Here is a 25,739-nt window from a genome sequence, read left to right on the forward strand (position 1 = left end):
CACTAAACTCCGGTGCCGTTGCCAGAGCCCGGTTTCCCTGATTCCGTCTCCTGCAGGTGTTCCCAGAGGAGCCGGTAAACACTCGGGTCGGAAAAATATGCCTGGTGCGACTCGGGAAAGGGCTTACCCGACTGCACCTCGCTGTCGGTGATCCTGCCCATCCGCCCGGCGAAAACACGTTCGGCGCAGAAAGCGAACAGGTCACGCTCGTCCCAGAAGTTCAGCCAGGGTGCTGCGGGAGCGTTGCCCCCGCGTCCCGGCCCAAGGTGTGCGAGGGCATCAAGCTGGTAGAACCACGGGGCAGGCGAACCGAGCGTGACCAGCAGGTCCACCCGGCTGCCGGTGAAGTCCGGCGAGCTCAGCAGGTCAACGGCCGCCACGGACCCCAGACTGTGCGCGAACAGGACCACCGGGGCATCCTGGTCGGTACTGCCCAGGGCATCCGCCAGGACGGTGCGGGCGCCCTCTCCCTGCCGCAGGTAATAGGCGACCTTGCTGAAGAAGTCTCCGGCTGCGTCGGTCAGGCGGATCCGATGCCGGACGGCGGCGTCTGTCACCACACCCAGGACCAGATCCTGCAGCGTCTCGCCCAGCCGCGCGGCCTCCGGCACGGACGGGACGGCCCCGGCCACGGAGGCCTGGCGAACCGGGTCCGCGGTGCTGACATCGGCCCCGAACAGGGCCAGGGCCAAAGATGCGTCCGAAAGGGCAGGCGGGTCCTCCGCCGAGTACCGTTCCGGCAGGGCGGGAACACCGCTCACGTTCTCGGCCGCGGCAGCGGCCCACTCAATGGTTTGGACCGACCAGCCGGAGAGCCCGGGAACTGTGTTCACCTGTTCCCGGACCTGGTCTGAGAGCGCCGGGTTGGGCCGGCCGGTACCCGGCAGGAAGAGCAGTGTTCCGGGTTTCTCCTGCGGGCCGAGCGGTACACCTTCCATCGGGGCCTCCTCTGCGCTCCGGCGCGGCCGGGGAAAATCACTACGGACACTTTCACACGCCCGCACGCTGACCGCCAGTACCTACGACGACGGCGGTTTACGCCCGGGCGTCCGGGGGCCGGGGCGCCCGCGGAATGCGCCCGCGGGATAATGGGGTGCAGCGAGGGAAGGGGCAGGTGTGGATACCAGAGCAGCAGGGACACCGTCCGGCGGCCCGGAGCCTGGGGGAACGTCGCCTGAGCAGAGGGATCACGGCGACCACGGCGAGGCGGCGACTGATGAGCTGACGGCCGGGCGCTCGGAGCTGTCAGTGGGGCAGGTAGCGCAGCGCAGCGGTGTCAGCGTCTCCGCGCTGCATTTCTATGAGCGTCAGGGCCTGCTTTCCAGCCGCCGGACCCAGGGAAACCAGCGCCGGTTTGACCGCTCCGTGCTGCGGCGGGTCGCTGTGATCCGCGCAGCGCAACAGGCAGGCATCCCGCTGGCCGTCATCAGCCGCGCCTTTGGCGAACTGCCGCCGGACGGAGTGCCGGACCAGGCCGACTGGCAGCGCCTCTCCGCAGCATGGCGGCAGGAACTGGATTCCCGTATCCGGCACCTGCAGGCGCTGCGTGACCGTCTGGGCGGCTGTATCGGGTGCGGCTGCCTGTCGCTGGCCGAATGCCGGTTTGTGAATCCCGATGACGCCTCGGCGGATTCCGGCACCGGTGCACGTGCCTTTGACGTCTAATCGCGGATTTGACCTCAACAATGGTTGAGGTTTTACCGTTGGAACATACCCTCAACGGGCTGGTCTGCGGAAGGACTCATTAATGGCGCACAATACTGCTCTGTGCGAGCGGGATGTAACGGAAGCATTCAAGGACGCCTTCCGGGCACATCCTGCGGGGGTGGCAATCATCACGGCCAACGGCAGCAGTGGACCGGTGGGCCTGACGGCGTCCTCGGTCTCCTCGGTATCGGCTGAACCGCCCATTCTTTCCTTCTCCCTGGCCTCCATGCACGGAACGGCAGGTGCCATCGCCGGCGCCGGAACCGTAGTAGTGCACCTGCTGGGTGCGGACAATGCCGAGCTGGCCGGGATCTTCGCCCGGCAGGGCGCTGACCGGTTCGGTTCCGCGAGGATCCGGACGCTTCCCGGCGGAGAACCCCTGCTCGAAGACGCGCCCGTGGCGCTGCTCTGCCGGATCGACGGCCGGGTGCCCGTGGGCGGATCCATTCTGATTGCCGCATCCGTCCTGTCGATTCTCCCGGGCAGCACGGGACAGGACCCGCTGGTTTACCACAACCGCACCTTCCACCGGCTGGGCGAGCACTCGGCACTGGGCTAAGGTTCTCCAGCCCGGACCCGCGCCGCCCTCCGGCTGTGAAAACAGGGGATAATCGGGGGAGAACCGGTGGCAGGAAGCCGTCCGGCGAAGGACCCGAAAGAGGACGCAGCAATGGCCAAAAAGAAGTTCAAGGACCTGAGCACGGGACAAAAGAGGGGACTCGGAGTCCTGACAGGCCTGCAGTTCCTGCTTGCCGGCGCTGCCCTCCGGGATATCCGGCGGCGGCCCGCCACCCTGATCCGCGGCAGCCGCACGCTGTGGATGCTGGCCTGCGGCATCAACTTTGCCGGTCCCATTGCCTATTTCCTCTTCGGCCGGCGCACGGCCTAGGCATGGCGCGCAGACCCCCAGGAGCCGGAACCAAAGCGCCGGTGCTGGATCCGGTACGCCTGCCTGAACTGGCCAGCGGCACCGGTGTTCCTGTGGGCGGCCATCAGGAGGCCGTGGCATATGCCGATGAATCATTTGCCGGCCTGGAACTGCGCGGTGCGGTTTTTTCCGAATGCAGTCTCACCGGGGTTTCACTGGATGGTGCGGACCTCGCGGCTGCCCGTTTCCTGGAATCCCGGCTGGAAAACCTTTACGCTCCGGTATTCCATGCCTCCCGGACCACCTTCCGTGATGTGGAAATCACCAATCCCCGGCTTGGATCTGCCGAGCTGTATGGCGGGACCTGGAACTCCGTCCGGGTGGACGGTGGCAAAATCGACTTCCTGAATCTGCGCGGATGCACGCTTAACAACGTGCTTTTCACCAACACCATCATCGGTGAACTGGACCTGGACGGGGCACGGCTGAACCGGGTCGCCTTCCGCGACTGCCGGATCGATTCCCTGCTGCTGGGCGCAGGAGGCTCGGCGGTGGACGCTGACCTGCGCGGAACTGAATTCCGCAGCATTACCGGCCTTCCCGCGCTCAAGGGCTTCACCATCGACGAGGAGCAGTTGCTGCTCCTTGCCCCCTTATTGGCTGCCCAGCTGGGACTGCGGGTGCAGTCCTAAGGCTGTCCGGCGTACTGGTCCCACGGGACGTTCCAGTCACCGAATCCGTCATCCACGGAAACCGGTCCGGCTTCGGTGTTCAGCACCTGCACCACGTCGCCCGGCTCGAAGGTGTCATAGAAGTACTTGGCGCCCTCAGCAGACATACCAACGCAACCATGGGACACATTGATCCGGCCCAGGGCGCCCACTGCACCGTCGAGGGCCTGATGGACAAACACGCCGCTGTTGGTCAGCCGGCTGGCCCAGGAAGCATCGAAGGGCTCGTAGTAATCCGGATCACCGGGCTTCAACCCGATGCTTTCGGCCCGGAAAGGCAGCTTCTCATGCTGGCTCACCACTACCTGGTATCCGGAAGGGGAAGGCCAGGTGGGTTCGCCGAGCGTCACGGGGAACGTCCGCACCAGCTGCCCGTCAATGAAAACCTGCATGGTCTTGGTGGCATTATCAACCACGGCCAGACGGGTGTTGTGGGTATTGAACGTCCGGGTCTCGTTGAAGTTGCCGATCATTCCGTTGCCAAAGTCCACCCCGAAAAGCTGCATATCCACCGTGATGGCACTATTCGGTGCCCAGAAGGCCTCCGGACGGTACCGCACCTTGTTGTCGGTGATCCAGTGGAAGGCTCCGGTCTGTCCGGAGGTGCTGGTGATCTTGATGGCCTGCTCCACCGCGTCCTTGTTGGTGACCGGCTCGCTGAAATTGATCTCGATCGGCTGGCCGACACCCACTACTGAGGCGTTCTGCGGGTACATAAACGCGTTGGCTTCATTGGCGGGCTTCACCGTTTCGAAGCTCTGTGACCGGGTGCTTTCCTTACCGGCCTGGTCAATGAGTACTACCTCCATGGCGTACTTGGTGTTGAACACCAGCGGCGCATCGGCGGTCCAGGTGGCCGCATCCGCCGAGAGGACACCGGGGACGGATTCTCCACCGGCCTCGGGCTTCAGGCTCACCTTCCTGATGGTTGCATTGGTGGCAGTGACGGTGGGCATGGTGGCCGGGTTTACTTCCACTGCTCCGTCCGCCGGCGTGGCGGTGATGGAGACCGGCGCGGCGGAAACGGACGGGGAGGCCGATGCGGTGGCCGTGGGGGACTGGTCACTGGCAGCCGGACCGACCATACCGGTGGCAAACGCCGCACCTATGCCGCCGCCCACCACGAGTACACCCGCAACAACGGCGGCGATGATCCACTTACGGCTCTTTTTATCTTGGCCTGCGTTGTCCTGCACTGCGACGGTCCCCTCAAAGTACAAGCCGTCAGCACCTTCGAAATCCCTCTTCGAAAACCGGCGGCGTCATCCAGGCTGTACCAGCTGTACCGGCGCCCTCTGTCCTACCCGATGATATTCGATCCCCGGGCAGCGGTGTGCGGCGTTACCGAACTGCGGCCCGGGCCGCAGGCCTTTGTTTACGCGGGCTCCGTCATACGGGCTGCCTGGCGGGTGATGTTCCTCGCCATGGACGGAAAGATGAGGCCGTGGAACGGGGCAATCAGCCACCAGTACAGGCGTCCGGCCAGTCCCTTGGGGAAGTAAATGGCCCGCTGCCGGTACAGGCTGCCGCCCTCACCGTCCGGCTCCACGCGCATTTCCAGCCAGGCTTTGCCCGGCACCCGCATCTCGGCCCGCAGCCGCAGCAGTGTTCCGCGCTCCAGCAGTTCCACCCGCCACCAGTCGACCACATCGCCGGTGAACAGCGTGGTGGGATTGCGCCGGCCGCGGGTCAGCCCGGCACCGCCCACTGTTTTGTCCAGTACCCCGCGGATGGCCCAGGCCATGGGCAGGGAGTACCAGCCGTTGCGGCCGCCCACGCCTTCAATAACCTTCCAGACGGCGGCCGGGTCCACGGCGGAGCGGCGCTGCCGGGAATCCACATATACGGTCTGGCCGGCCCAATCGGGGTCGCTGGGCAACGGGTCCGATGCCAGGTCCGAGGACGCCGAGGCATTTGCCCAGGTGGTTTCCACCTCGCCTCGCTTTTCCTTGCCCAGGGCTCGCCGGACGGCGTCGTGATAATCCGTGAGGCCGCCTTCCGGAAGCGGCACATACCGGTCAATGTCGTGTTCCTTGGCAACGGCGTCGTGCTGCAGGGATTCCACCAGCGGCAGGGACATGGAGCGTGGAATCGGCGTCACCAGGGCCACCCAGTGCCCGGCCAGCCGCGGCGCCGGGAGCGGCAGCGCATAGATCCGCCGCCGGGGCAGCCCGGCCTCCTCGGCATATCCGTTCATCAGCTCGGCGTAGGTAAGCACTTCCCGGGACCCGAGGTCGAAGGTGCGGTTGACCTCGGCGGGGATATCCACGGCACGGACCAGATAGTGCAGCACATCGCGGACGGCAATCGGCTCGATGCGGCGGCGCACCCAGCTCGGTGCCGGCATCACCGGCAGTGTTTCCGTCAGGTGACGGATCATCTCAAAGGAAGCGGATCCGGAACCGATGACGACGCCGGCCTGGTAAACCACCGCGGGCACCTCGCCTTCGAGCAGGATCCGCCCCACCTCGGTGCGGGACTTCATATGCGGGGACAGCTCGCCCTCTTCCGGATGCAGTCCGCCGAGATAGACAATCCTTTTCACACCGGCCTGGGCCGCGGCGTCGGCCACAATATGCGCGATGGCGGATTCCTGGTCGCTGAACCCCTTGCCGGAGGCCATGGAATGCACCAGGAAATAGAGGGTGTCGATCCCGGAGAAGGCCTCCACTGCGGATTCCTTCTCGGAAAGATCGCCCTTGACCACCTCCACGTCCGAGGCCCAGGGCACGTCGGAGAGCTTTTCCGGAGAGCGGGCGAGGACGCGCACATCATGCCCGTCTTCGAGCAGCAGGGGAACAAGGCGTCCGCCGATGTAGCCGGTGGCGCCGGTGACCAGGACATGCTGGCGTTCTGTCATTTTCCCAACATACACACGGGGTGTCGCCATTGGTCAGGGAAGCGGAACGCTCTGCGCGAAACTGCCGGAAACGGGATCATGGATTATCAGCCCCCTGATGAAATACTGGCGTTTGCCCCGTATCCCGGTAAGACTAGGGGACATGGCGACAGGCGGAGGAAAAACGCAGGAAACCGTCAGCGTGGAGGGACACCGGCTCCGCCTGACCAATCTCGACAAGGTGCTGTACCCCGAAACGGGGACCACCAAAGCCGACGTCATTTCCTATTACGCCGCCGTGGCGGATTACATGCTTCCGCATTCACGCAACCGTGCGGCCACCCGCAAACGGTGGGTGCACGGCGTCGGTACACCGGAGGAGCCGGGACAGGTGTTCTTTCAGAAGAACATCGAGGACTCCGCGCCGTCGTGGGTGAAACGGTTCCCCATTGAGCACAAAACCTCGACCAACTATTACCCGGTGGTCAATGACCTGGCCACCCTCACCTGGCTGGCCCAGTCAGCGGCCCTGGAGATCCACGTGCCGCAGTGGCAGTTCGGCCCGCGGGGCAAAATCGGCGCTGCGGACCGGATGGTGCTGGACCTGGATCCCGGAGAGGGCGTCGGGCTGGCTGAGTGCGCCGAAGTAGCCCGGCTGGCCCGGTCCATCCTCTCTGATATGGGCCTGGATGCCCGGCCGGTCACCAGCGGGTCCAAGGGAATCCACCTGTACGCAGCGCTGGACGGCAGTCAGACCTCGGATGAGGTCAATGCGGTGGCCCACGAGCTGGCCCGGGCGCTGGAGGCGGATAACCCGGACCTGGTGGTCAGTGACATGAAGAAGTCATTGCGCAGGGGCAAGGTACTGGTGGACTGGAGCCAGAACAACGGCAACAAAACCACCATCTGCCCCTATTCGCTGCGCGGGCGCTTCCAGCCGACCGTGGCTGCGCCCCGGACCTGGGCGGAGCTCGAGGATCCCGGCCTGGCTCAACTGGATTACGAGCAGGTGCTGGAACGCCTCGATGATCCGGACCCGCTGGCCGGGATGGCGGACGGAACCTTCGCGGAGAAGGCCTTGGAAGAGGCGGTTGAAGAGGAAGCGGGCGGCAGCCGGTCCGCGGACCGGCTGGGGAAATACCGGAGCATGCGTGACGCGGCCAAAACCCCGGAGCCGGTCCCGGAAGAGCCGTCCACCCCCACGGAGGGGAACAGCTTCGTTATCCAGGAGCACCACGCCCGCCGCCTGCACTGGGATTTCCGGCTGGAACACGACGGCGTGCTGGTTTCCTGGGCGCTGCCCAAAGGACCGCCGTCCACCACCGGCAAAAACAACCTGGCGGTGCAGACCGAGGACCATCCGCTGGACTACGGAACCTTCGAAGGACATATTCCAAAGGGGGAATATGGCGGAGGAGACGTCAAAATCTGGGATCACGGCACCTACGAGCGGGAAAAATGGCGGGACGGCAAGGAAGTCATTGCCGTTCTGCACGGCCAGCCCGACGGCGGCCTGGCGGGACAGGGGGCGGCGGACCGGCGTTTTGCCCTGATCCACACCGGCTCGGGCGGTGATAAGGCAAACAACAACTGGCTCATTCACCTCATGAAGGATCAGCCAAAGCCCGGTGAAAAAGGCAGGGATGACGAGTCCGACGGCGGCGGGAAGGTAAAGCCGGAGGCGGGGAGGCCCCGGCCCGCGACGCCGCAGGCCGCCGTCGCAGCGGCGGCGGAGGCTGATACCGGTCCTGCACCGACCGTGCCGGAGGAAGGAACGGATAACTCCGTCCCGGTGATCGAACCGATGCTGGCGACGGCGGGCAGCCGCGCCGAAATCAACAACGATGACGAATGGGCCTTCGAGATGAAATGGGACGGCGTGCGCGCCGTTGTGACCGTAACCCCGGAAGGGACCCGTCTGATCAGCCGCAACGGCAAGGATATGACCGCCGCCTATCCGGAACTGGCAGATCTCAGCGGGCACCTGAACGGGGAGCGGGCCGTACTGGATGCGGAAATAGTGACGCTTAACAAGGCCGGCCGTCCGGACTTCGGGTTGCTGCAGCCGCGGATGCATCTGAGTAAGCCGCGGGAAATAGCCGCCGCGGCGCAGCGGACGCCGGCGCACCTGATGGTCTTCGATCTGCTGTGGCTGGACGGCAAGTCCCTGGAGGAGCTGGACTACGAACAGCGCCGGGAAATCCTCGAATCCGCGGTGGAAGCCACCCCGGACGGGCACCTGCAGGTGCCCCCGGCGCTGGACATGGGTATGGATGAAGCCGTCGCCGCCAGCAAGGAACTCGGGCTGGAAGGAGTGATGGCCAAACGGCGCACCAGTACCTACAGCCCGGGCCGGCGCTCGAAAAACTGGCTGAAGCTAAAGAACCAGTTCACCCAGGAAGTGGTGGTGGTGGGCTGGCGGCCGGGCCAGGGCAACCGGCAGAACAAGGTGGGCTCCCTGCTGGTGGCCATTCCCGACGGCGTGGACCTGAAATACATCGGCCGGGTCGGCTCAGGACTGAGTGAAAAGGACCTGGCACTGATCGGTCCAAGGCTGAAGAAAATGTCCCGCAAAACCCCGCCGCTGGACGATGTGCCCGGAGCCGACGCTTCGGATGCCCAATGGGTACGTCCGGCACTGGTGGGGGAAGTGACGTTCTCCGAGCGCACCGGCAGCGGAAAACTGCGCCACCCCGTTTGGCGCGGCCTGCGCCCGGATAAAAAACCCTCCGACGTCGTGGTGGAGCCGGCCTAGCCGCGCGTCCGCCGGATCCCGTGAAAGGACCCCGAACATGACCGAGAGCAGCACCGCAGGAACCGGACACCTTCCCGCCGACGAACGCATCCCCGGCACCGAGCCGCACCACGACGGCGAGCTCGCCGGCGTGGACGCGTGGTGGCGGGCGGCCAACTATCTGTCTGCGGGCCAGATCTACCTGCGGGACAATCCGTTGCTGCGCCGGCCGTTGGAGGCCTCCGACGTCAAGGCGCGGCTGCTGGGCCACTGGGGCACCACGCCGGGACTGAACTTCATCTATGCCCACCTAAACCGGCTGATCCGCGAACAGCAGCGGAAGGTCCTGTTCATCACCGGGCCCGGGCACGGCGGACCGGCCAACGTGGCCAACGCGTGGCTGGAGGGCACCTACTCGGAGATCTACAGCCACGTTGGCCGCGATGAGGACGGGCTGCGCACCCTGTTCCGGCAGTTCTCCTACCCCGGCGGGGTGCCCAGCCACGCCGCCCCGGAAACCCCGGGATCCATCCACGAAGGCGGCGAACTGGGCTATTCCCTCGCCCATGCCTACGGTGCCGTCTTCGACAATCCGGATCTGATTGCGGCCACCGTCATTGGCGACGGCGAAGCGGAAACCGGCCCCCTGGCTGCCAGCTGGCATTCAAACAGTTTCCTGGACCCGGCCGTGGACGGCGCGGTACTGCCCATCCTGAACCTGAACGGCTACAAGATTGCCAACCCCACCATCCTGTCCCGGATGCCCGAGGAACAGCTGCTCAAACTGCTGGAGGGCTACGGATACCGGCCCTATGTGGTGACCGTGGAGGACCCGGCGGCGGTTGGGCAGGCGCACGAGGACTTCTCCGCCGTGCTGGAAACCTGCCTTGCCGAAATCACCGCCATCCAGGCGCCCTACCGCACGGGGGAGCGCACCGCGGTGCCGGCGGACGTGCCCGCCGCGGAAACCGACGAGGTGCATGCCCCGCGCTGGCCGATGATTGTGTTCCGCTCACCCAAGGGCTGGACCGGCCCCGGAATGGTGGACGGACTTCCGGTGGAGGGCACCTGGCGGGCGCACCAGGTGCCGCTGTCCGAAATCCATGACAACCCTGAGCACCTGGCCCAACTGCAGGAATGGATGCTCTCCTACCGGCCGGCGGAACTGTTCGACGCCGAGGGCAGGCTGGTGGCGGAGATCGCCGCGCTGGCCCCGCCCGGGGAGCTGCGGATGAGCGCCACCCCCTACGCCAACGGCGGACGGCTGCTGCAGGATCTGCGCCTGCCCGGGTACGCGGACCATGCGGTGAAGATCGATCATCCAGGATCGGAACGGGTGAGCCCGATGTTTAATCTGGGCGGCTACCTCCGCGAGGTGATTCGGCAAAACCCGTCCAATTTCCGGATCTTCGGTCCGGACGAGACGGCATCCAACCGCCTGCAGTCCGTCTACGACGTCACTGACAAGGCCTGGCAACAGCGCATCGATGAACTGGATGAGCATCTGGCCCGCAGCGGGCGGGTGGCCGAGGTGCTCTCCGAACACCTCTGCGAGGGCTGGCTGGAAGGTTATCTGCTGACCGGCCGGCACGGGGTCTTCAACTGCTACGAAGCCTTTGTGCACATTGTCGATTCCATGTTCAACCAGCACGCCAAGTGGCTGAAGGTCAGCCGCTCCCTGTCCTGGCGCCAGCCCATCGCCTCGCTGAACTACCTGCTCTCCAGCCATGTGTGGCAGCAGGACCACAACGGGTTCTCGCATCAGGACCCCGGCTTCATTGACCACGTGGTGAACAAAAAGGCGGAGGTCATCCGGGTGTACCTGCCGCCGGATGCCAACACGCTGCTGGCCGTGGCCGGACACATCCTGGCCAGCCGGGACCGGGTGAACGTAGTGGTCTCCGGCAAGCAGCCGGCGCCGGTCTGGCTTAATCCGGAACAGGCGCTGCTGCATGTGGAGCGCGGCGTGGGCATCTGGGACTTCGCCGGCAGCGAAGACACCGGCCCTGGCGGGAAGACCGAGCCCGACGTCGTGATGGCCTGCGCCGGTGACGTGCCCACCCTGGAAACCGTGGCCGCCGCGGCCCTGCTGAAGGAGCAGCTGCCCGAGCTGAAAATCCGGGTGGTCAATGTGGTGGACCTGATGGCGCTGCAGGATCCGCGCGAGCATCCCAGCGGCCTGCCGGACCGGGATTTCGACACCCTTTTCACAACCGGCAAGCCGGTGATTTTCGCCTATCACGGCTACCCGTGGCTGATTCACCGGCTGACCTACCGGCGCACCAACCATGAAAACCTGCACGTGCGCGGCTACAAGGAGGAAGGCACCACCACCACGCCGTTCGACATGGCCATGCTGAACCAGATTGACCGCTTCCAATTGGCCATCGACGTGCTGGACCGGGTAGCGTCGCTGAGATCGACGCAGGCGTCCTTCCGGCAGTATCTGCAGGACGAACGGGCACGTGCCCGGCAGTACACCCGCGACGAGGGGCAGGATCCGCCGTACATCACCGGCTGGAACCTGCAGGAAGCAGAGCAGGACACGCCCGGCTGAGGTTTGGCCAGGCGCGGTACGCACAGGCTTCGGCGCCGGCCCACCGGCCGGCCGCCGTGGAAAAAGTACTATCCATCCATCGAAGGAGAGTTCATTGACCACTGATCAGACGAGCGTTGTAGTTTCCCGGGTCATCGATGCCTCGGCCGCAGACATCTTCAATCTGTTGTCCAACCCCGAGCGCCACCATGAGCTGGATGGTTCCGGCATGGTGGTCTCGGACGAGAAGACCGACCGGATTACGGCTTCCGGCCAGGTTTTCACCATGAACATGCACAATGAAAAAATGGGCGACTACCAGACGGATAACCACGTCACGGGGTACGACCACAACAAGATCCTGGCCTGGCAGACCGCCCCGGCCGGCACCGAACCCAAGGGCTGGCAGTGGGTCTGGGAACTCCAGCCCGACGGCGCGGACTCCACCGAGGTCACGCTGACCTATGACTGGTCCCACGTCACCGACAAGGACACGCTGAAGCAGGTCTCCTTCCCGATGGTGTCCAAGGACGACCTGGAGGAATCGCTGAACAAGCTCGCGGCAGCGGTTTCCGGAGCGTAGCGGCTTTCCACAACATACGACGGCGGCCGGTTCCCTTTCATAAGGGGACCGGCCGCCGTCGTTATGCCGGGACAGCCGAACTCCGTCGAACCGAACTCAGTCGAACCGAACTCAGTCGAACCGAACTACAACCTTGTCCGCAGCGCCAGGCGTCTTCGCCAGCTCAAGCGCTTCCAGGGACCGGTCGAACGGCAGGACATCGCTGATGATCAGGGCGTATTTCTGCCAGTTCTCGATGATGTCGTCGGTGACCTCGAAGATCTCGGTGGGGTAGCCCATCGCGAAGACAATGGTCAGTTCCGTGGTGAGGATGGAACCGAAGTCCAGCTCCACGGGGTTCTTGTGCACGGCAACCACACCCAGCACTGCACCGGATTTCGCCACGTCACCGACCGTCTTGGGAATCACGGGCGCACCAGCGGCGTCGAGGAAGATATCCGTGCCGGAGCGGGTGCCGCGGACAAGCATTGTGGCGCCGTCTCCGTGCAGCTCGACCAGCCGGGCTGCTACGTCCTCCTCCGCGGAGTTGATGACCGCGTCTGCACCGATCTGCAGGGCTTTCTCCAGACGGGACTCAATGATGTCCACAACAACGATGTGTGAGGCGCCACGGCGGCGGTAGCCCAATACGGCACCAAACCGATGGGACCCGCGCCGAAAACCACTACCTTGTCGCCGGGCTTGGGGTTGGTGCGGTTCACGGCGTGGTAGGCCACGGCCATGGGTTCGTTGAGCGCAGCGACCTCCCACGGTATTTCAGTGGGAATTACGCGGAGTTGGCGGCCGGGAACGGCGTCCTTGACCAGTACATATTCGGACAGTCCGCCTTGCGCACCGCCGCTGCCCAGCAGCCCGTCGGTAAAGGCCATGGTGTCGATAACCACGTGGTCCCCTACAGAGAATCCCTCGACCTCGGCGCCGACTTCCGCCACTTCGGCAGCCGGTTCATGTCCCAGCGGGGTAGCCCCCTGGCGCGGCGGAATCCCGCCGACGTGGCTGTAGAACGCATCGGAACCACAGATTCCGCAGGCTTTCATTTTCAGGAGGACGTCGCGGGGGCCGGGGGCCGGCCGGTCCACCTCCACCCATTCATTGGTGTCCGGACCGGTGACGTGGACGGATTTCATGGTGTTCTCCCTGATGGTGATGGTGATGGTGGTCGTGATGGTGGGTGCGGGATAGAGCGACGGCGGCCGGTCCCTTCCCTCGGGAAAGTGCCGGCCGCCGTCGTTTTGGGTGCGGTTGTTAGACCGCGGACCAGCCGCCGTCGGAAGGCAGGATGGCGCCGTTGATGTTGACGCCGTCGTCGCTGAGCAGGAACGTGATGGACGCCGCCAGGTCCTCGGCCGAGGCGAGGCCCGGGATGTTGACCCGGGCGGGGGAAAGGCGGGCCTCACCGTACTCGCTGGTCTTGCCGCCCATCGGAATGCCGGTGGCGACGCCGCCCGGAGCAACCGCATTTACACGTATGCCTTCACGGGCATACATAAACGCGGTGCTGCGGGTAATGCCCACCACGGCGTGCTTGGAAGCGGTGTAGGCCACACCGGAGGCGGAGCCGCGCAGGCCCGCTTCGGAGGTGATGTTCACAATGGAGCCCTTGCCGGCTTCGAGCATGGTCGGCAGTACGGCGCGGGTGAGGCGCATCAGGCCGTCCACGTTCACGGCGAAGATCTTCTGCCACATGGCGTCGGAGACCTCGTGCAGCGGGGAGAAGTCGTCATTGATGCCTGCCACGTTGGCCAGACCGTCGATCTGTCCGCCGGCAGCGGCAATGATGCGCTCCACGGCGGCGGCGTCGGTGAGGTCCGCAGCGACCGGGACAATGGCTTCGCCGGTCTGCTCCGCGAGCTCGGTGATCTTTGCCTCTGCCATGTCTACGGCGATCACGCGGCCGCCTTCACGGGCAATTCGGGAGGCGGTGGCGCGGCCGATGCCGGAGCCGGCGCCGGTAACGATCACGGTCTTGCCATCGAAGCGGCCGGCGACCGTGGGCAGCACTGCTGCTTCGGTTTCGGGCATAACGCCGCCGTTGGCCGCCTTCACGAGTTCATCCACGGCGGCCTGCGGGAACTGGCCCTGGCTCAGGTCCACCAGCTGCTGCAGCTTCAGGGTCAGCGCCGGGCCCAGGCTGGACTCGTCGCTGCCTGCCTGGGCAAGCATGCCGCGGATGGCGGGGCCGCCTGCCGGGTGGTCGAGCCACTGCTGGACGGTGTTCTGGGCGGTGATGGGCTGGTTAGCCATGGACCGGTCCTTTCCAATCGGGGGCGGCCGTGGTTTGGTGCGACCGCAGGTTGCGAGGCAGTCTACCCGTGCCGGTGGATTCGTCACTTACACGTGTAAGTTGCCTGTAATGTCAGACTACCGGAGAAATCCGACGGGCATAAGACGGAAAGGACGGCCGTGGAACGCAGGGCCACCTCGAGCGATGTAGCGAAGACGGCGGGCGTGTCCCGCGCCACAGTCAGCTATGTGCTGAACGGCCGGACAGGCCAAAGTATCTCCGCTGCCACCCGGAACCGGGTTCTCGCAGCAGCCCGGGAACTCGGCTACACGCCCTCCACTGCTGCACGCACGTTGCGCCGCGGACGCAGCGACTTGGTATTGATGCTGCTCCCGCCCGAACCCCTGGGCCGTGCCCTGGCCATGATTATCGACGCCGCGTCCGAACAAGTGGAACGGAACGGGCTGCGCCTGGTGGCCCACCGGGTACCGTTCCGGGGCGGGGCGGTACCCCTGGTGCAGTCCCTGGCACCCGCAGCGCTTATTTTGATTGCCCCGCTTCCGGACGCTGAGATCGCCGCCGTCCAGGCTGCCGGGATTACGGTTGTTTCGCTGCCGCAGACGGCGGGGGACCCGCTGGCTCCTGATCTGGGCATTGGCGCGATGCAGGTGAAGCACCTGGTGGAATCCGGGCACGAGCGGATCGGTGTGGCCGTGCCGCCGGAATCCGGGTACGCCTGGCGGGTGAAGGTCAGGCTGGCCGCGATCCGGGATGCCTGTGCCAGGTACGGCCTGCCCGCACCCGCCGTCGAGCGTCTCGGGCTGGAAGCAGCAGAGGCGGCGGCCGCCGTCGAGCGCTGGCTGGAGGGGGAACAGCGGGTCAGCGCGGTCTGCGCGTTCGATGACGACCACGCCTTCGCAGTGCTCTCCGGGCTGTCGGTCCACGGGCTGCAGGCACCCCGGGACCTGGCGGTGATCGGTGCCGAAGACATTCCGCTGGCCGGGCTGGCCGTGCCGCCGCTGACCACCGTCAGCGTGGATGCCCGCCGGCTGGGGGAGCATTTTGCCCAGGCCGCGCTGGCGTCCGCCTCCGGAGCAGGCGAGGACGGTGCGGCGCTGGCAGTGGCGGGACCGCCCGCCGTCAGCCTGATACTGCGCGCCTCGGCCTGAAACCGGGCACGCTCAGCCGGCGAGCTGCCGGAGGATGTACCGGTGCTATCCGTGCTACCCGTGCGGCCATGCCGCCACGGCCTTCTCCACAGCCCGCCGGGCGTTGGCTTTCAGCTGTTCCACGAGGTTGATCACCGGTTCGGCCGCCCGTTTGCCCCGGGGCGGCCGCCAGGTGCCCACCACCGTGCCGTCGAAAAGGACGGCCGGCCGGAAGATGCCGTTTTTGCCGGGCACCACCGCCTGCAGGGCGGCCGGCCCGGCCACCAGGGAGCGGTCCGCATACCCGAGGATCCACTCGTCGAAGCCCGGTACCAGTGTTGCGCCGGAGGGCTCCGGCTCCGATGCCTCCCCGATCAGCCACGCCGGGCGTCCCTGCACCAGCACTTCCTGAAGATCCGCCACCCCCGCAGCGGCGCGGCGCACCACGGTTTTGGGCAGCTTGGTCCACCAGGCCAGATCGGCCTCGGAGACGGGACCGCGGGCCAGCACGAAGCCTCGGACAAGAGCGCTGAGGTCCCCGCCGCCTGCGCCGTCGGGCTCCGTGAGGGTGGCAAGCTGTTCGGTGCCGGAAGGCGCAAACCGGCCCCAGTGGAACAACCCGTCCACCGCCAAATGCATCAGCAGGTGGTATCCGCGGCCGTCGCCCGTCCGGATCCCGGCGGCGGCCCAGAGGTCCATGACCTCGGCCCGCCGCAGCGGGCGCTCCTGCAGCGCCTCCCGAAGGGAGTCCCGGCCACGGCGAAGCACCGACTCCTCCAGCCCCAGTTCCGTCCGTCGCCGGGCCGTCGCGGTGTGGGTGCGCTCGGCCGTGAAATGAAGCAAAGCGGCCAGATGCCCCGGCGTGGTAGCGAACAGGGTGCCGCGCATGGGCCATCCCCGCACCAGATCGCCGCTGTCAAAGGCATCCCGGACATCCTGCACGGTGGTGCCGGGCCGTGACCGGATGGCGATGGCGCGTAGGACGGCGGGCAAATCCTGTCCCTGCAGGCCCACGGCCCGCCGCACCGCTTCGGCGGGTGCAAGGTCTGATCCGGTCAGCAGGTGGGACCGCAGGCGGAGTCTCCGCGCCTGCGCATCCGTGAGGTTCTGGGCCACGGTGCCCAGCCTGACCTACCCTGGCGGTACTGGCAAGGACTCAAAGCCCGCCCCGCTGCCGGGACCGGAGCGGAAAACGCCCGGAACGCGTGCGCAGCAGTGGTCAGGGCTGCTGGTCCTCTTCCCTGGCGCGGAAAATCTGCATCTGCCGGTAACGGCGGCCCAGGGACTCGCGCCGTGGCTTCACCGGGGCGTCTTCCGGCTCTGCAGTGAGGTCAATGTGCTTTTTGCCGAAGCGCCACAGGAGCAGGTCATCGAGCAGGCGGTCCGGGCCCGGGGAATACCGGTGGTCCAGTGCGGCACGTACCTTGGTGATGGCATCGGCCTGCAGCAGCCCGGCCAGGTCCATGGTGGTCTTCATGCCGTGGGCGGCCAGCAGTTCCGCCGCCCAGCCCCAGTCATCCCCGGATTTGCGGTTCACATGCGGCAGCAGGGTCAGCCAGACGTCGCGGATCCGGTTCGGGGTCAGCGGCGCGCTGCCCTCACCGTCTTCATCCCAGAAACCGGTCACCGTCTCATACCGTTCATGCAGCTCGGCAAAAGCGGTCTCCACGGTTTCCAGCATGGCGGCCGTGGCGGTGAACTGGCGGTCAAAGTACGGGCTCCAGGCCCGCGGGTCGCCGGCCTTGAAGCGGATGTCATGCTCAATCTCGGACCAGGCATGGGCCAGCACGGTGCGGATCTGCACTTCGAAAAGGTAGCTGCCGTTGGGGCGCTGGTCCGGTTCCAGCAGTTTGTGGAACTGCCGTACGGTCTCGTTCTGGATGGTCCGCAGGATCAGGTGGCGGCTGGAGTAGCCGTAGGTGCCGGATTCGATGGACCCGATGTCCTTCTCCCGGTCGCCGCGGCAGTCGAATTCCGCCCGCTGGCGCTTGATCAGGTTGGCTGCTTCATCCACTTCGTGCGGCAGGGTCATGATGACGCGCAGACCCACCAGGTCCGTGAGGTTGCGCATCGGGTCGGGAAACAGGAGCGAGGGCAGCTCACCGGGGTTTTCCGGCGGCAGCATCCGCGAGGCCTTGTCCCGGAAGGACTCCACGGACTTGGTGCGGGAGGCGACGAAGAGCGGCTTCACCGGGCTGTCCGCGAAAACGCTGCGCAGATTCGCTTCCATCTCAGCGGTCACTGCCTCCAGCCCGGGGCGTACCCGGGCATATTCGTCAGTACTTGCCTGGACCACCGGCCGCAGCCGCTCATCCAATGTGTCCCACGCGCTCAAAACGAAATCCCTTTCCCCTGCCTGCCACCAGCCTATGGCACGGCCCTGACCAAACCGCCGGGGATACCTGGCGGTAGGCTCCCTATCAGATTAAGCCCCCGCCGGAAGGATCCCCATGTCAGCACCGCCCCGTCGGATTGCCTACGGCCCCGGCCCGGAGCAGTACGCCGAGCTGACGTTGCCGTCCGGCGGCTCACCCTCCCGGGGCACCGTGGTCATCATCCACGGCGGATACTGGCGGGCGCCGTACACCGCCGAGCTGGGCAGGCCGCTGGCCCGGGACCTGGCTGACCGCGGTTTTGCCTGCTGGAACCTGGAATACCGGCGGGCGGGAAACGGCGGCGGATGGCCGGTTACCTTCTCCGATATCCGTGCAGGCATCGACGCGCTGGCTGACGCGGCCGGCAGCTTCGACATTGACCTGTCCACGATCACCCTCCTGGGCCATTCCGCCGGCGGCCATCTGGCCGTACTCGCGGCCGCGCGGGCGGGCTCCCGCGTTGCCGTCAGCGGCGTCGTCAGCCAGTCCGGTGTGCTGAACCTGGCCGAAGCACATGAGCTGGGCCTGAGCGAGGGTGCCGTGCAGAACTTCCTTGGCTGCAGCCCGGAGGAGGATCCGCAGCGCTACCGCGAGGCCGACCCGATGTTTGCGCTGTCCCTGCGCGTACCGGCATGGGTGCTGCACGGGGAGGATGACACCACGGTGCCGTTCACCCAGTCCGCCGGCTGGGCCGAGGCCGCCGCGGCGGCCGGCGGCCGGGTCCACCTGCGCCGCATTCCCGGCGACCATTTCGCCATGATCACACCCGGCACACCGGCCTGGGACGCCGTCGTCCGCGCGGTCGGCGAGGCTGCCGGAATCACCGGCACATAAGGCAACCCGGGAGCTGCTCTGTTAGGTTGAAAGTGTGCTTACAGTCATAGGTGAAGCCCTTGTTGATGAGGTGGTCAGCGATACCGCGCCGCGCCGCTCCCACCCCGGCGGCAGTCCGCTGAACGTTGCCGTGGGCGTGGCCCGGCTGGGGCGCCCGGTGCAGTTTGTGGGCCGCTTCGGTTCCGACGCCAACGGCGCCCTGATTGCCGAACACCTGCGGGCGAATTCGGTCCTGACCGCATTCGCTGCAGATGATCTGCCCACCAGCGTGGCCACCGCCGTCCTGGACCCGGCCGGCGGTGCCCGCTACACCTTTGACCTTGAGTGGCAGCTGCCGGACCTGGCCGCGAACCTGCCGGCGCTGCTGGACGGGACCACCATGCTGCATACCGGGTCCATCGCCGCCATGCTCGCGCCCGGAGCCGGGCACGTCTTCCGTGCCGTGGAACGTGCCCGCGCCTCGGCAACCATCAGCTACGACCCGAACTGCCGGCCGTCCATCATCACTGACGTGTCCTATGCCCGGGAACAGGCCGAGAAGTTCGTGGCGCTGGCCGACGTCGTCAAGGCCTCCGACGAAGACCTGCAGTGGCTCTACCCGGACGAATCCCCGGAAAGCTCGGCTCGGCGCTGGCTTGCGGCGGGACCGTCCCTGGTGGTGGTAACCCGGGGGTCGCGCGGCCCGTGGGCGGTAGCCGCTGCGGGTGACTGCGCCGTCGCGGCACCGACCGTAACAGTCACGGACACCGTGGGGGCAGGCGACTCCTTTATGTCCGCCCTGCTGGTGGGGCTGATGGACCGCGAACTGGACGGCGGCGCCCGGCGCAGCAACCTGGCCCGCATCGGCCTCCGTGACCTGGAAGAGCTGCTTTTCTTCGCTGCGCGTGCCGCCGCCATCACAGTCTCCCGCGCCGGAGCCAACCCGCCGTACCGCAGCGAACTTTCCTAGACCGCGCCGACGCGCCATCGCGCCGAGGCGTCCCCAGGCCCTGCCCTGCAGCGGCCGTCCGTATCCGCCCCGAAGAACCAGGAGAAACAGTGGAAAACAGAGACCCATACGCGAACCTGCCACAGGTGCCGGAGTTCACCGTCGACAGTGAGGAAGTGACCGACGGCGGCACACTTGCGCCGGCACAGTACAGCGGCAGGATGGGGGTTCCCGGGGGCAAGGACGCCTCACCGCAGCTCACCTGGTCCGGGTTCCCGGAGGGGACCCGCAGCTTCGCGGTGACCATGTACGATCCGGATGCGCCGACAGCCAGCGGTTTCTGGCACTGGGCCGCCTTTAACATTCCCGCCTCGGTCACGGGACTTGCAGCGGACGCGGCCAACTCGGCACTGATGCCCGAAGGCACCGTGCAACTGGTCAACGACGCCGGTTTTGCCGGCTTTGTCGGTGCCGCCCCGCCACCCGGCCACGGCCGGCACCGCTACTTTGTAGTGGTCCACGCCGTGGACACCGAAAAGCTGGACGTTGCCCCTGATGCCAGTCCGGCCGCCCTGGGCTTTGCCCTGTTCACGCACACCCTGGGCCGCGGCAGGATTGTTGCCGGGGCCGAGATCCCGGCGGCCGAAGCCCCGGAGGCCTGAGCCCCGGAAAGCCGTCGCGGCACGGCAGCACCCGGCCCGGACCGTGCCCGGGCCGGGTCCGCCAGTAAGCTGGATGGCATGCAGGAACGGACGGGGCCGGTACGGCTGGTAGCGAGCGACATGGACGGCACCATTGTGGGTGCGGACAACAGCATCAGCGACCGCACCGTGCGGGCCTTTCGCGCCTGCCTGGCTGCGGGCATCGACGTGGTGTTCGTGACCGGACGCCCGCCGCGCTGGCTGGATCCGCTCCGTGAACGGATAGGCCATGAGGGAACCGTGATCTGCTCCAACGGCGCCATTACCTATGACCTGGCACAGGACCGGGTGCTCTCCACCTCGCTGCTGCCCCTTGAGCAGATGTTCTCCGCAGCGGAAGTGATCCGCGGGCTTTTCCCGGCGGTGCGTTTCGCCGCTGAAACAGTGGACGGAATCCACCTGGAACCCGGATTCGCCGACACCGGCTCGGCCGAGATCCTCGGTTCCATAGTGCCCCGCCCGCTGCAGGATTCCCTGGCCGGCCAGACCGGAGTGGCCAAGTTCCTGGCCCGTACCCATGACGTTTCCCCCGACGAGTTTCTGCACCGGGTAGCTCCCGCAGTGGCGGACCTGGTCACCACCACCCACTCCGCGCCCTCAGCGCCGCTGCTGGAAATGTCCCGGCCCGGGCTGAACAAGGCCGTCACCCTGGCCGGGTATGCGGCCGCCAGGGGTATTGCGGCGGCGGAGTCCGTGGCATTCGGGGATATGCCCAATGACATCCAGATGCTCAACTGGGCCGGCCGCGGATACGCCATGGCCTCCGGACATCCGGCCGCCCGTGCCGCCGCGGACTACACCGCACCCGCGTTCAGGGACGACGGGGTTGCGGTGGTTCTTGAACGGCTGCTCGACGCCCGGCCAGCAGCCTCAGAAGCTGGTGCGCGGTAATCACCACTGCCAGCCACGCAGCACCCAGGGTCCAGGCCACCAGGACATCCGTCAGCCAGTGATGGCCCAGATAGACGCGGCTCAGGCCGACGGCGAGGGTGAAGGCAGCGGCTGCCGTGACGGCCGCAACCTTGGCCGCGCGGCTCCGCGCATACAGGATCACCAGATAGGCAAGAATCCCGGCAATAACTATTGAGTTCAGGGTATGCCCGCTCGGAAATGACGCCGAGGACTCATACGGCGGCACCGCGTCGGCCAGGTCCGGGCGGGTCCGCCCGATCAGTGCCTTGCCGGCAACGGTCATCAGCAGGGACCCCGCTGCAGCTGCGGCGGTAAGGACCAGCGGCGTCCAGGACCGCCAGAGCCGGCACATCACCAGGACGGCGAGTCCTGCCAGGACCGGCATCCCCACGGTGCCGGCCAGGTTGGTGAAGCCGGTGACGGCCGCATCCACCCCGGGGGAACGCAGCTGCAAAGCCAGTTCCAGCGCCGGTTTATCCAGCCCCGCCACGCCGTCCGCATCGGTCACCGATTCGTAGACCTCGGCCGAGGCGAGGGTCAGTGCCAGGGCGGGAAGCAAACCCACGGCCAGCACCAGCAGAAGTGCCACATGGGGAGAGGAGGCACTGCTGATCCAATGCAGCAGCCGGCCCACCCGGTCCAGGACCCCGGTACCGTCGGAACGCTGTGCAGGCTCGGGTGTCATGGCTCCAGTATGCCAAGCCGGGTACACACCCAGTCCAGATTCTGCTGCAATCCGGCCTTCCACACCTGCCACGAATGCCCGCCCGGCAGCTGCTGGAGCTGGACGTCGGCACCGGCGGCCCTGGCGGCGTCGTACACCGTCCGGCCCTCGGGCGCGTAGACCTTATCGTCGCGGCCGACGACGATAATCCCCGCGGTATCCGGGTACCGGGCGGCCTTAAACCGGTCCACGGCGTTCTGCTCCCGGAACGAGTCTTCATTCCCGTCGAAATAGATATCGAGCAGGTCCTCATGCCCGCTGGCGACGGTGGGCTCATTCTCTCCGGCGATATCCAGGAACGTGGGGTAAACCTGCGGATAGTTGGCCGCGAGCTGGACGGCGCAGGTTCCACCGAAGGAATAACCGCCCACTGCCCACTGCTGCGGCCCTGCCGTGCCGGCCCCCAGCTCCTGCTGCACCCAGGCTGGCAGGTCCTTGGCGAGATAGGTGGCCGAGTTGCTGACTGTGGTGTCCATGCACAGCGGCCAGTTGCTGTTCCCGGCGTTGCTGAGGTCCGGCATCACCACCACGGGTGCCAGTCCCTGGTGCCGGGCGGCAAACGAGTTCATCATCTCCGTCAGCCCGCCGCTGATCAGCCAGTCCGCCGGGGCGCCGGGCTGTCCGTGGATCAGCACAAGGACCGGCAGGTTCACCGCCCCGGGATCCGCGAGGTACGCGGGCGGCAGGTAGATCAGGGCCGGGTTGGAGGCATACCCGGACACCGGCCCGGGGATCTGCTGGCGGTAGACCTTGCCCTGCGACGGCATGTCCGGCGGGGGCGTCCAGTTCTGCTCCGATGCTGCCGGCAGGTCGCTCCGGGGAGCGGATGGAAGGGGCAGCGGGTCATCTTCCGGGGACGGCGGACTGAACAGCGAGGCGAGCGTTGGGTATTGGGCGTAGGCAATGTTCACTGTGCAGGCCAGTGCGAGCACCACCACCAGTGCCGCGACCACGCCGGCTGCCCGCCGGTGCACCCGGGTGCCGGAGGTGGTCACCTGGGGCAGGGCGAGCTGCACTCCGAGGATCGCCAGGGCGCAGAAAAGGTAGAGCAACCGGGGCAGGGACGCGTTCCACCAGTGGAACACCATTTCAGCCAGCAGGTAGAGCAGCCCGGTCAGCAGGCATGAGACCACAACAGAGACCAGGAACCGGCTCCAGCCCAGTTTCCGGCTGGCGAAGCCGAGCCAGGCCAGTGCCAGCACCCCGGCAATCAGGACAGCCGCGGGCAGCACTCCGGCGATCAGGGACATAGTCAGGTCCGGTCCACAATCCGCCGGGCGAGGACCAGCCCCTGACCGAGGGAAAGGTCCGGGACGTAGGCCCTGGTCACGGCGTTGGCGATGGCAGGCAGCGCGGCCGGATCGGGGTAGGTCATGTACAGCGGCACATACTCCGGGGCGAACTTGGCTTTGAACGCCAGCAGGGAGCGGAACCCGTAGACCGGTTCCAGGGTGGCGCCCAACCGGTCCAGCAGCCGGTCCATCACCGGCGAGCCTGCATCGTCTCCGCCGTTCCCGCCGTCGTCGCCGTGTCTGGCGTCGGAACGGGCCAGCGGTGCGCCCGAAAGGCTCAGGAAAGCGCACCCTTCCTCCTGCAGGGACAGGGCAGCGGAGGCGATAAGGAAGTCCATGCCCAGCCGGAAGCCGGTGCCCCGCCTGCGCATAAAGTCCAGGGTCCAGCCGATCACCCGTCCGTCCCGGTACACCGGCAGCCAGGAGGTCACCGCGTGCACAGTGCCGTCGGCGTCGACGGCCAGCAGGCAGCGCACTTCCGGGTCTTCGAGCTGCTCCAGCCCGCCCAGGGTGAATCCCATTTCCGGCATCCGCTTATCCGCCACCCACTCCTCGGAGATGGCCCGGATCTGGTCCGTGAGTGCCAGCGGCGCGGTGGGGAAACTGATCCAGCGGGCCTGGATGCCCTGTTTGCGGGCAGCATTGAATGCGGTGCGGATGTCCTGGAATTTTTTGCCCTTGAAAGCCAGCGACCCCAGCGGCAGCACGGTCTCCTCGGCCACCTGAAGAGAGAAAAAACCCAGCTCCGCACAAATGCTGCGCACCCGTTCATCCACGGAGTAAAAACAGGCGGTGGTCCCGTTGGCGGTGCAGAAGGCGGCAAATCCCGCCACGGTCCGGGGCATTTCGGCAGCCGGTCCCACGGGTTCGCCCACCGTAAGGGCAACCCCGCTGTCCGCCCGGTAGGCAACATATGAGTTGCCGCTGGGGGAAAACCAATAGGTGTTCCCGGCCCAGAGCGTCATCCATGCCATGGTGCTTCCGCCGTGGGCCTTCAACAGTTCCCGTGCCCGTTCCTCATCGGCGATGGCCGGAGTGCGGGGCGGGATCAAAAAGGAGCGCAGCAGCAGGACACAGGCCAAAAGCCAGAACACCAGGCCCACCCCTTCATAGGCGAGGACCGCGGGCAGGCTCACCGGAACCAGGACGGGGCCACGGCTGGTCACCTCCAAAATGGGCAGGAACCTGTCCGGCAGGTCAGCCACAGCCAGCGCCGGAGTTGCCTGCGGGGAGAACCCGTCGCGGTCCAGCAGGGCCACGCCCAGATAGACCGCTGCCAGGATGAGCGCGGCCGCAGCAACCGTGAGGGCCAGCCGCCGGTAGGTTCCAACGGGTGCGCGCACGGGGAACAGCCCGCGTGTGATGAGCAGCAGGGCAAACACCGCCAGGGGAACCACCATGGGCAGAACCAGTTTGACGGAGCTGCCCGCCCCGGGAGGCAGCAGCCGGGCCTGGTCACCGGTGAGTACCACTCCAATCCGGACGGCGGCGAGCAGGGTCATGGTCCCCTGCAGCAGCACGGCGGCCAGCCAGGCGAAACGCCTTCCGCGGCGCAGGCCGTCGGAGAACGTTGCCAGCAGGACCTGGGGCAGGACGGCGAGGAAGAATGCGGCCGGCCCGGCACGGAGCTGGAGGCGGGCCACGGCGCATTCACGGGCGGAGGCGCCGCCGTTGCACAGTTCGGCCAGCTCTGCGGGAGTGGTCACGTCAGCGCTGGTGAAGAGGTAGCGCAGCACAGCAAGGGGGCCCACGGCGGCGTCGCTGAGTGCGGCAATAACCGGTCCCGCCGCTGAGGCCAGCACCACCAGCGCCACCAGGACACGCGCCTCGCGGCGGCTGGTCACCAGGCGGTGGGGGAGGCGCGGGCGCCGTCCGTCCAGGAGGGGCCCGGCAAAGGCGCCCGCCGCGGCGGCGCCCAGCAGCATCAGGTCGGATAAGCTCCCGGCGTACAGGGCAAGCAGGACCAGGAGGGTGAACAGGGTAAGCCGCAGCCGCCGGCGCCACAGGGTGGACATCCGGGCGCTGGCCGCCGCTGCCACCGCAGCAAGGAACGCCATCGGACCCACATAGGATTCGCTGACCAGGGCACGTGACCAGTCGCCGATCGAGGCACTGGTGAGGAAGGCGAAACCTATGGCCAGCAATGCCCCGGCCACCTGGCCGGTAAAGCCCGCCAGCAGGAACCTGCCGGAACCCAGCAGCCGCTCACAGGGGAGACCGAGAAGGAGCACCGCCAGCGTCCCGCCCACATATCCACCGGGGCCGCTGGCCCAAAAGCTGCAAAGGAGCAGGGCTGCGGGGTTGGTGCCCAGGCTGTCTGCGGAGACCGCCACCTGGTTCAGCAGCTCCCCCTCCGGCCCGGTGGTGAGAGAGGAAGTGAGCGCGCCCAGCAGCCAGAAAACGGCAATATAGGTCAGCGTGGCAGGCGACTTCCGGGCGCTGCCCCGCAGGAACGCGACCGGCCGGAAAAGGGAGCGTCCAAAGCGGTACAGCGCATTGGGGGGTGGGTCGGGCACGGTTACCTCCACGATCCTGCGGGATGCTGCCGGTCGGGGTCCTGCCATTCTAGGCGCGCAGTATCGTGAACCGCCCGCTCCGGAACG

At 66.8% G+C, this 25,739-nt stretch carries 23 protein-coding genes; 12 read left to right on the forward strand and 11 right to left on the reverse strand.

Annotated elements, in window-relative coordinates; genetic code table 11:
* Positions 1-2: 2 nt before the first annotated feature.
* Positions 3-938 (reverse strand): hypothetical protein, encoded by a 936-nt coding sequence (locus AC5RVB_RS02475; protein ID WP_494141860.1) that lies wholly within the window; start codon positions 936-938, stop codon positions 3-5.
* A gap of 178 nt (positions 939-1,116) precedes the next feature.
* Between AC5RVB_RS02475 and soxR the strand changes: the two genes are divergently transcribed.
* The 4 genes from soxR (at position 1,117) to AC5RVB_RS02495 (ending at position 3,267) form a co-directional block, all read left to right on the forward strand.
* Positions 1,117-1,665, forward strand: coding sequence for a redox-sensitive transcriptional activator SoxR (gene soxR, locus AC5RVB_RS02480; RefSeq protein WP_341482213.1), 549 nt, complete (start codon positions 1,117-1,119; stop codon positions 1,663-1,665).
* A gap of 82 nt (positions 1,666-1,747) precedes the next feature.
* Positions 1,748-2,266 carry a flavin reductase family protein gene (locus AC5RVB_RS02485; protein WP_227903153.1) on the forward strand — a complete coding sequence of 173 codons (519 nt, stop codon included), beginning with the start codon at positions 1,748-1,750 and terminating at the stop codon, positions 2,264-2,266.
* 111 nt (positions 2,267-2,377) lie between these two features.
* Entirely contained in the window at positions 2,378-2,596 is a 219-nt protein-coding gene (locus tag AC5RVB_RS02490) for a PLDc N-terminal domain-containing protein (RefSeq protein WP_227903154.1), read from the forward strand.
* 2 nt (positions 2,597-2,598) lie between these two features.
* On the forward strand, positions 2,599-3,267 hold the full coding sequence (locus tag AC5RVB_RS02495) for a pentapeptide repeat-containing protein (protein ID WP_227903155.1): 669 nt from the start codon (positions 2,599-2,601) through the stop codon (positions 3,265-3,267).
* Here the strand turns inward: AC5RVB_RS02495 and AC5RVB_RS02500 are convergent.
* Both AC5RVB_RS02500 and AC5RVB_RS02505 read right to left on the reverse strand, forming a co-directional pair.
* Positions 3,264-4,526 carry a L,D-transpeptidase gene (locus AC5RVB_RS02500; protein ID WP_494141861.1) on the reverse strand — a complete coding sequence of 421 codons (1,263 nt, stop codon included), beginning with the start codon at positions 4,524-4,526 and terminating at the stop codon, positions 3,264-3,266. The genes AC5RVB_RS02495 and AC5RVB_RS02500 overlap by 4 nt on opposite strands.
* Positions 4,527-4,681: 155 nt before the next feature.
* Positions 4,682-6,166, reverse strand: a complete 1,485-nt coding sequence (locus AC5RVB_RS02505) for an SDR family oxidoreductase (RefSeq protein ID WP_227903157.1) — start codon at positions 6,164-6,166, stop codon at positions 4,682-4,684.
* A 142-nt stretch (positions 6,167-6,308) separates the two neighbouring features.
* On the opposite strand from AC5RVB_RS02505, the gene AC5RVB_RS02510 reads away from it, so the two are divergent.
* The 3 genes from AC5RVB_RS02510 to AC5RVB_RS02520 all read left to right on the forward strand — a co-directional run bounded on the left by AC5RVB_RS02510 (position 6,309) and on the right by AC5RVB_RS02520 (position 11,998).
* Positions 6,309-8,900: an ATP-dependent DNA ligase gene (locus AC5RVB_RS02510; protein ID WP_494141862.1), complete on the forward strand. Its 2,592-nt coding sequence runs from the start codon at positions 6,309-6,311 to the stop codon at positions 8,898-8,900.
* Positions 8,901-8,937: 37 nt separating this feature from the next.
* Complete coding sequence (locus tag AC5RVB_RS02515; RefSeq protein WP_494141863.1) at positions 8,938-11,436, forward strand: phosphoketolase family protein; 2,499 nt, start codon at positions 8,938-8,940, stop codon at positions 11,434-11,436.
* Between the two features lie 94 nt (positions 11,437-11,530).
* Entirely contained in the window at positions 11,531-11,998 is a 468-nt protein-coding gene (locus AC5RVB_RS02520; RefSeq protein ID WP_227903160.1) for an SRPBCC family protein, read from the forward strand.
* Positions 11,999-12,109: 111 nt separating this feature from the next.
* Here AC5RVB_RS02520 and AC5RVB_RS02525 read toward each other — a convergent pair whose 3' ends face one another.
* The 3 genes from AC5RVB_RS02525 to AC5RVB_RS02535 form a co-directional block, all read right to left on the reverse strand.
* Positions 12,110-12,586: a zinc-binding dehydrogenase gene (locus AC5RVB_RS02525; protein ID WP_494141864.1), complete on the reverse strand. Its 477-nt coding sequence runs from the start codon at positions 12,584-12,586 to the stop codon at positions 12,110-12,112.
* Positions 12,505-13,125, reverse strand: coding sequence for a zinc-dependent alcohol dehydrogenase (locus AC5RVB_RS02530; protein WP_494141865.1), 621 nt, complete (start codon positions 13,123-13,125; stop codon positions 12,505-12,507). The genes AC5RVB_RS02525 and AC5RVB_RS02530 overlap by 82 nt, the downstream gene beginning before the upstream one ends.
* Before the next feature lie 118 nt (positions 13,126-13,243).
* Complete coding sequence (locus AC5RVB_RS02535) at positions 13,244-14,242, reverse strand: SDR family NAD(P)-dependent oxidoreductase (protein WP_227903162.1); 999 nt, start codon at positions 14,240-14,242, stop codon at positions 13,244-13,246.
* Between the two features lie 159 nt (positions 14,243-14,401).
* Between AC5RVB_RS02535 and AC5RVB_RS02540 the strand changes: the two genes are divergently transcribed.
* The gene (locus tag AC5RVB_RS02540; RefSeq protein ID WP_494141866.1) at positions 14,402-15,391 is read left to right on the forward strand and encodes a LacI family DNA-binding transcriptional regulator; all 990 of its coding nucleotides are present in this window, start codon (positions 14,402-14,404) and stop codon (positions 15,389-15,391) included.
* Positions 15,392-15,445: 54 nt separating this feature from the next.
* Here AC5RVB_RS02540 and AC5RVB_RS02545 read toward each other — a convergent pair whose 3' ends face one another.
* Positions 15,446-16,486: a winged helix DNA-binding domain-containing protein gene (locus AC5RVB_RS02545; protein ID WP_494141867.1), complete on the reverse strand. Its 1,041-nt coding sequence runs from the start codon at positions 16,484-16,486 to the stop codon at positions 15,446-15,448.
* A gap of 103 nt (positions 16,487-16,589) precedes the next feature.
* Positions 16,590-17,705: a GTP pyrophosphokinase gene (locus tag AC5RVB_RS02550; protein ID WP_227903165.1), complete on the reverse strand. Its 1,116-nt coding sequence runs from the start codon at positions 17,703-17,705 to the stop codon at positions 16,590-16,592.
* Between the two features lie 115 nt (positions 17,706-17,820).
* Between AC5RVB_RS02550 and AC5RVB_RS02555 the strand changes: the two genes are divergently transcribed.
* The 4 genes from AC5RVB_RS02555 to AC5RVB_RS02570 all read left to right on the forward strand — a co-directional run bounded on the left by AC5RVB_RS02555 (position 17,821) and on the right by AC5RVB_RS02570 (position 21,099).
* The gene (locus tag AC5RVB_RS02555) at positions 17,821-18,579 is read left to right on the forward strand and encodes an alpha/beta hydrolase family protein (RefSeq protein ID WP_494141868.1); all 759 of its coding nucleotides are present in this window, start codon (positions 17,821-17,823) and stop codon (positions 18,577-18,579) included.
* A 34-nt stretch (positions 18,580-18,613) separates the two neighbouring features.
* Positions 18,614-19,528 (forward strand): carbohydrate kinase family protein, encoded by a 915-nt coding sequence (locus tag AC5RVB_RS02560; protein ID WP_227903167.1) that lies wholly within the window; start codon positions 18,614-18,616, stop codon positions 19,526-19,528.
* Between the two features lie 89 nt (positions 19,529-19,617).
* Positions 19,618-20,169: a YbhB/YbcL family Raf kinase inhibitor-like protein gene (locus tag AC5RVB_RS02565; RefSeq protein ID WP_494141869.1), complete on the forward strand. Its 552-nt coding sequence runs from the start codon at positions 19,618-19,620 to the stop codon at positions 20,167-20,169.
* A 78-nt stretch (positions 20,170-20,247) separates the two neighbouring features.
* Positions 20,248-21,099, forward strand: a complete 852-nt coding sequence (locus AC5RVB_RS02570) for an HAD-IIB family hydrolase (RefSeq protein WP_494141870.1) — start codon at positions 20,248-20,250, stop codon at positions 21,097-21,099.
* Here AC5RVB_RS02570 and AC5RVB_RS02575 read toward each other — a convergent pair.
* From AC5RVB_RS02575 to AC5RVB_RS02585, 3 genes are read right to left on the reverse strand one after another with little or no spacing between them, the layout of a single operon-like run.
* Positions 21,020-21,805: a phosphatase PAP2 family protein gene (locus AC5RVB_RS02575; protein WP_494141871.1), complete on the reverse strand. Its 786-nt coding sequence runs from the start codon at positions 21,803-21,805 to the stop codon at positions 21,020-21,022. The two genes, AC5RVB_RS02570 and AC5RVB_RS02575, sit on opposite strands and share 80 nt — an antisense overlap.
* Positions 21,802-23,094, reverse strand: a complete 1,293-nt coding sequence (locus AC5RVB_RS02580; protein WP_494141872.1) for an alpha/beta hydrolase — start codon at positions 23,092-23,094, stop codon at positions 21,802-21,804. The genes AC5RVB_RS02575 and AC5RVB_RS02580 overlap by 4 nt, the downstream gene beginning before the upstream one ends.
* Before the next feature lie 2 nt (positions 23,095-23,096).
* The gene (locus AC5RVB_RS02585) at positions 23,097-25,652 is read right to left on the reverse strand and encodes a bifunctional lysylphosphatidylglycerol flippase/synthetase MprF (RefSeq protein WP_494141873.1); all 2,556 of its coding nucleotides are present in this window, start codon (positions 25,650-25,652) and stop codon (positions 23,097-23,099) included.
* Positions 25,653-25,739 lie beyond the last annotated feature (87 nt).

This window comes from Arthrobacter sp. Y3225209 (assembly GCF_059090685.1).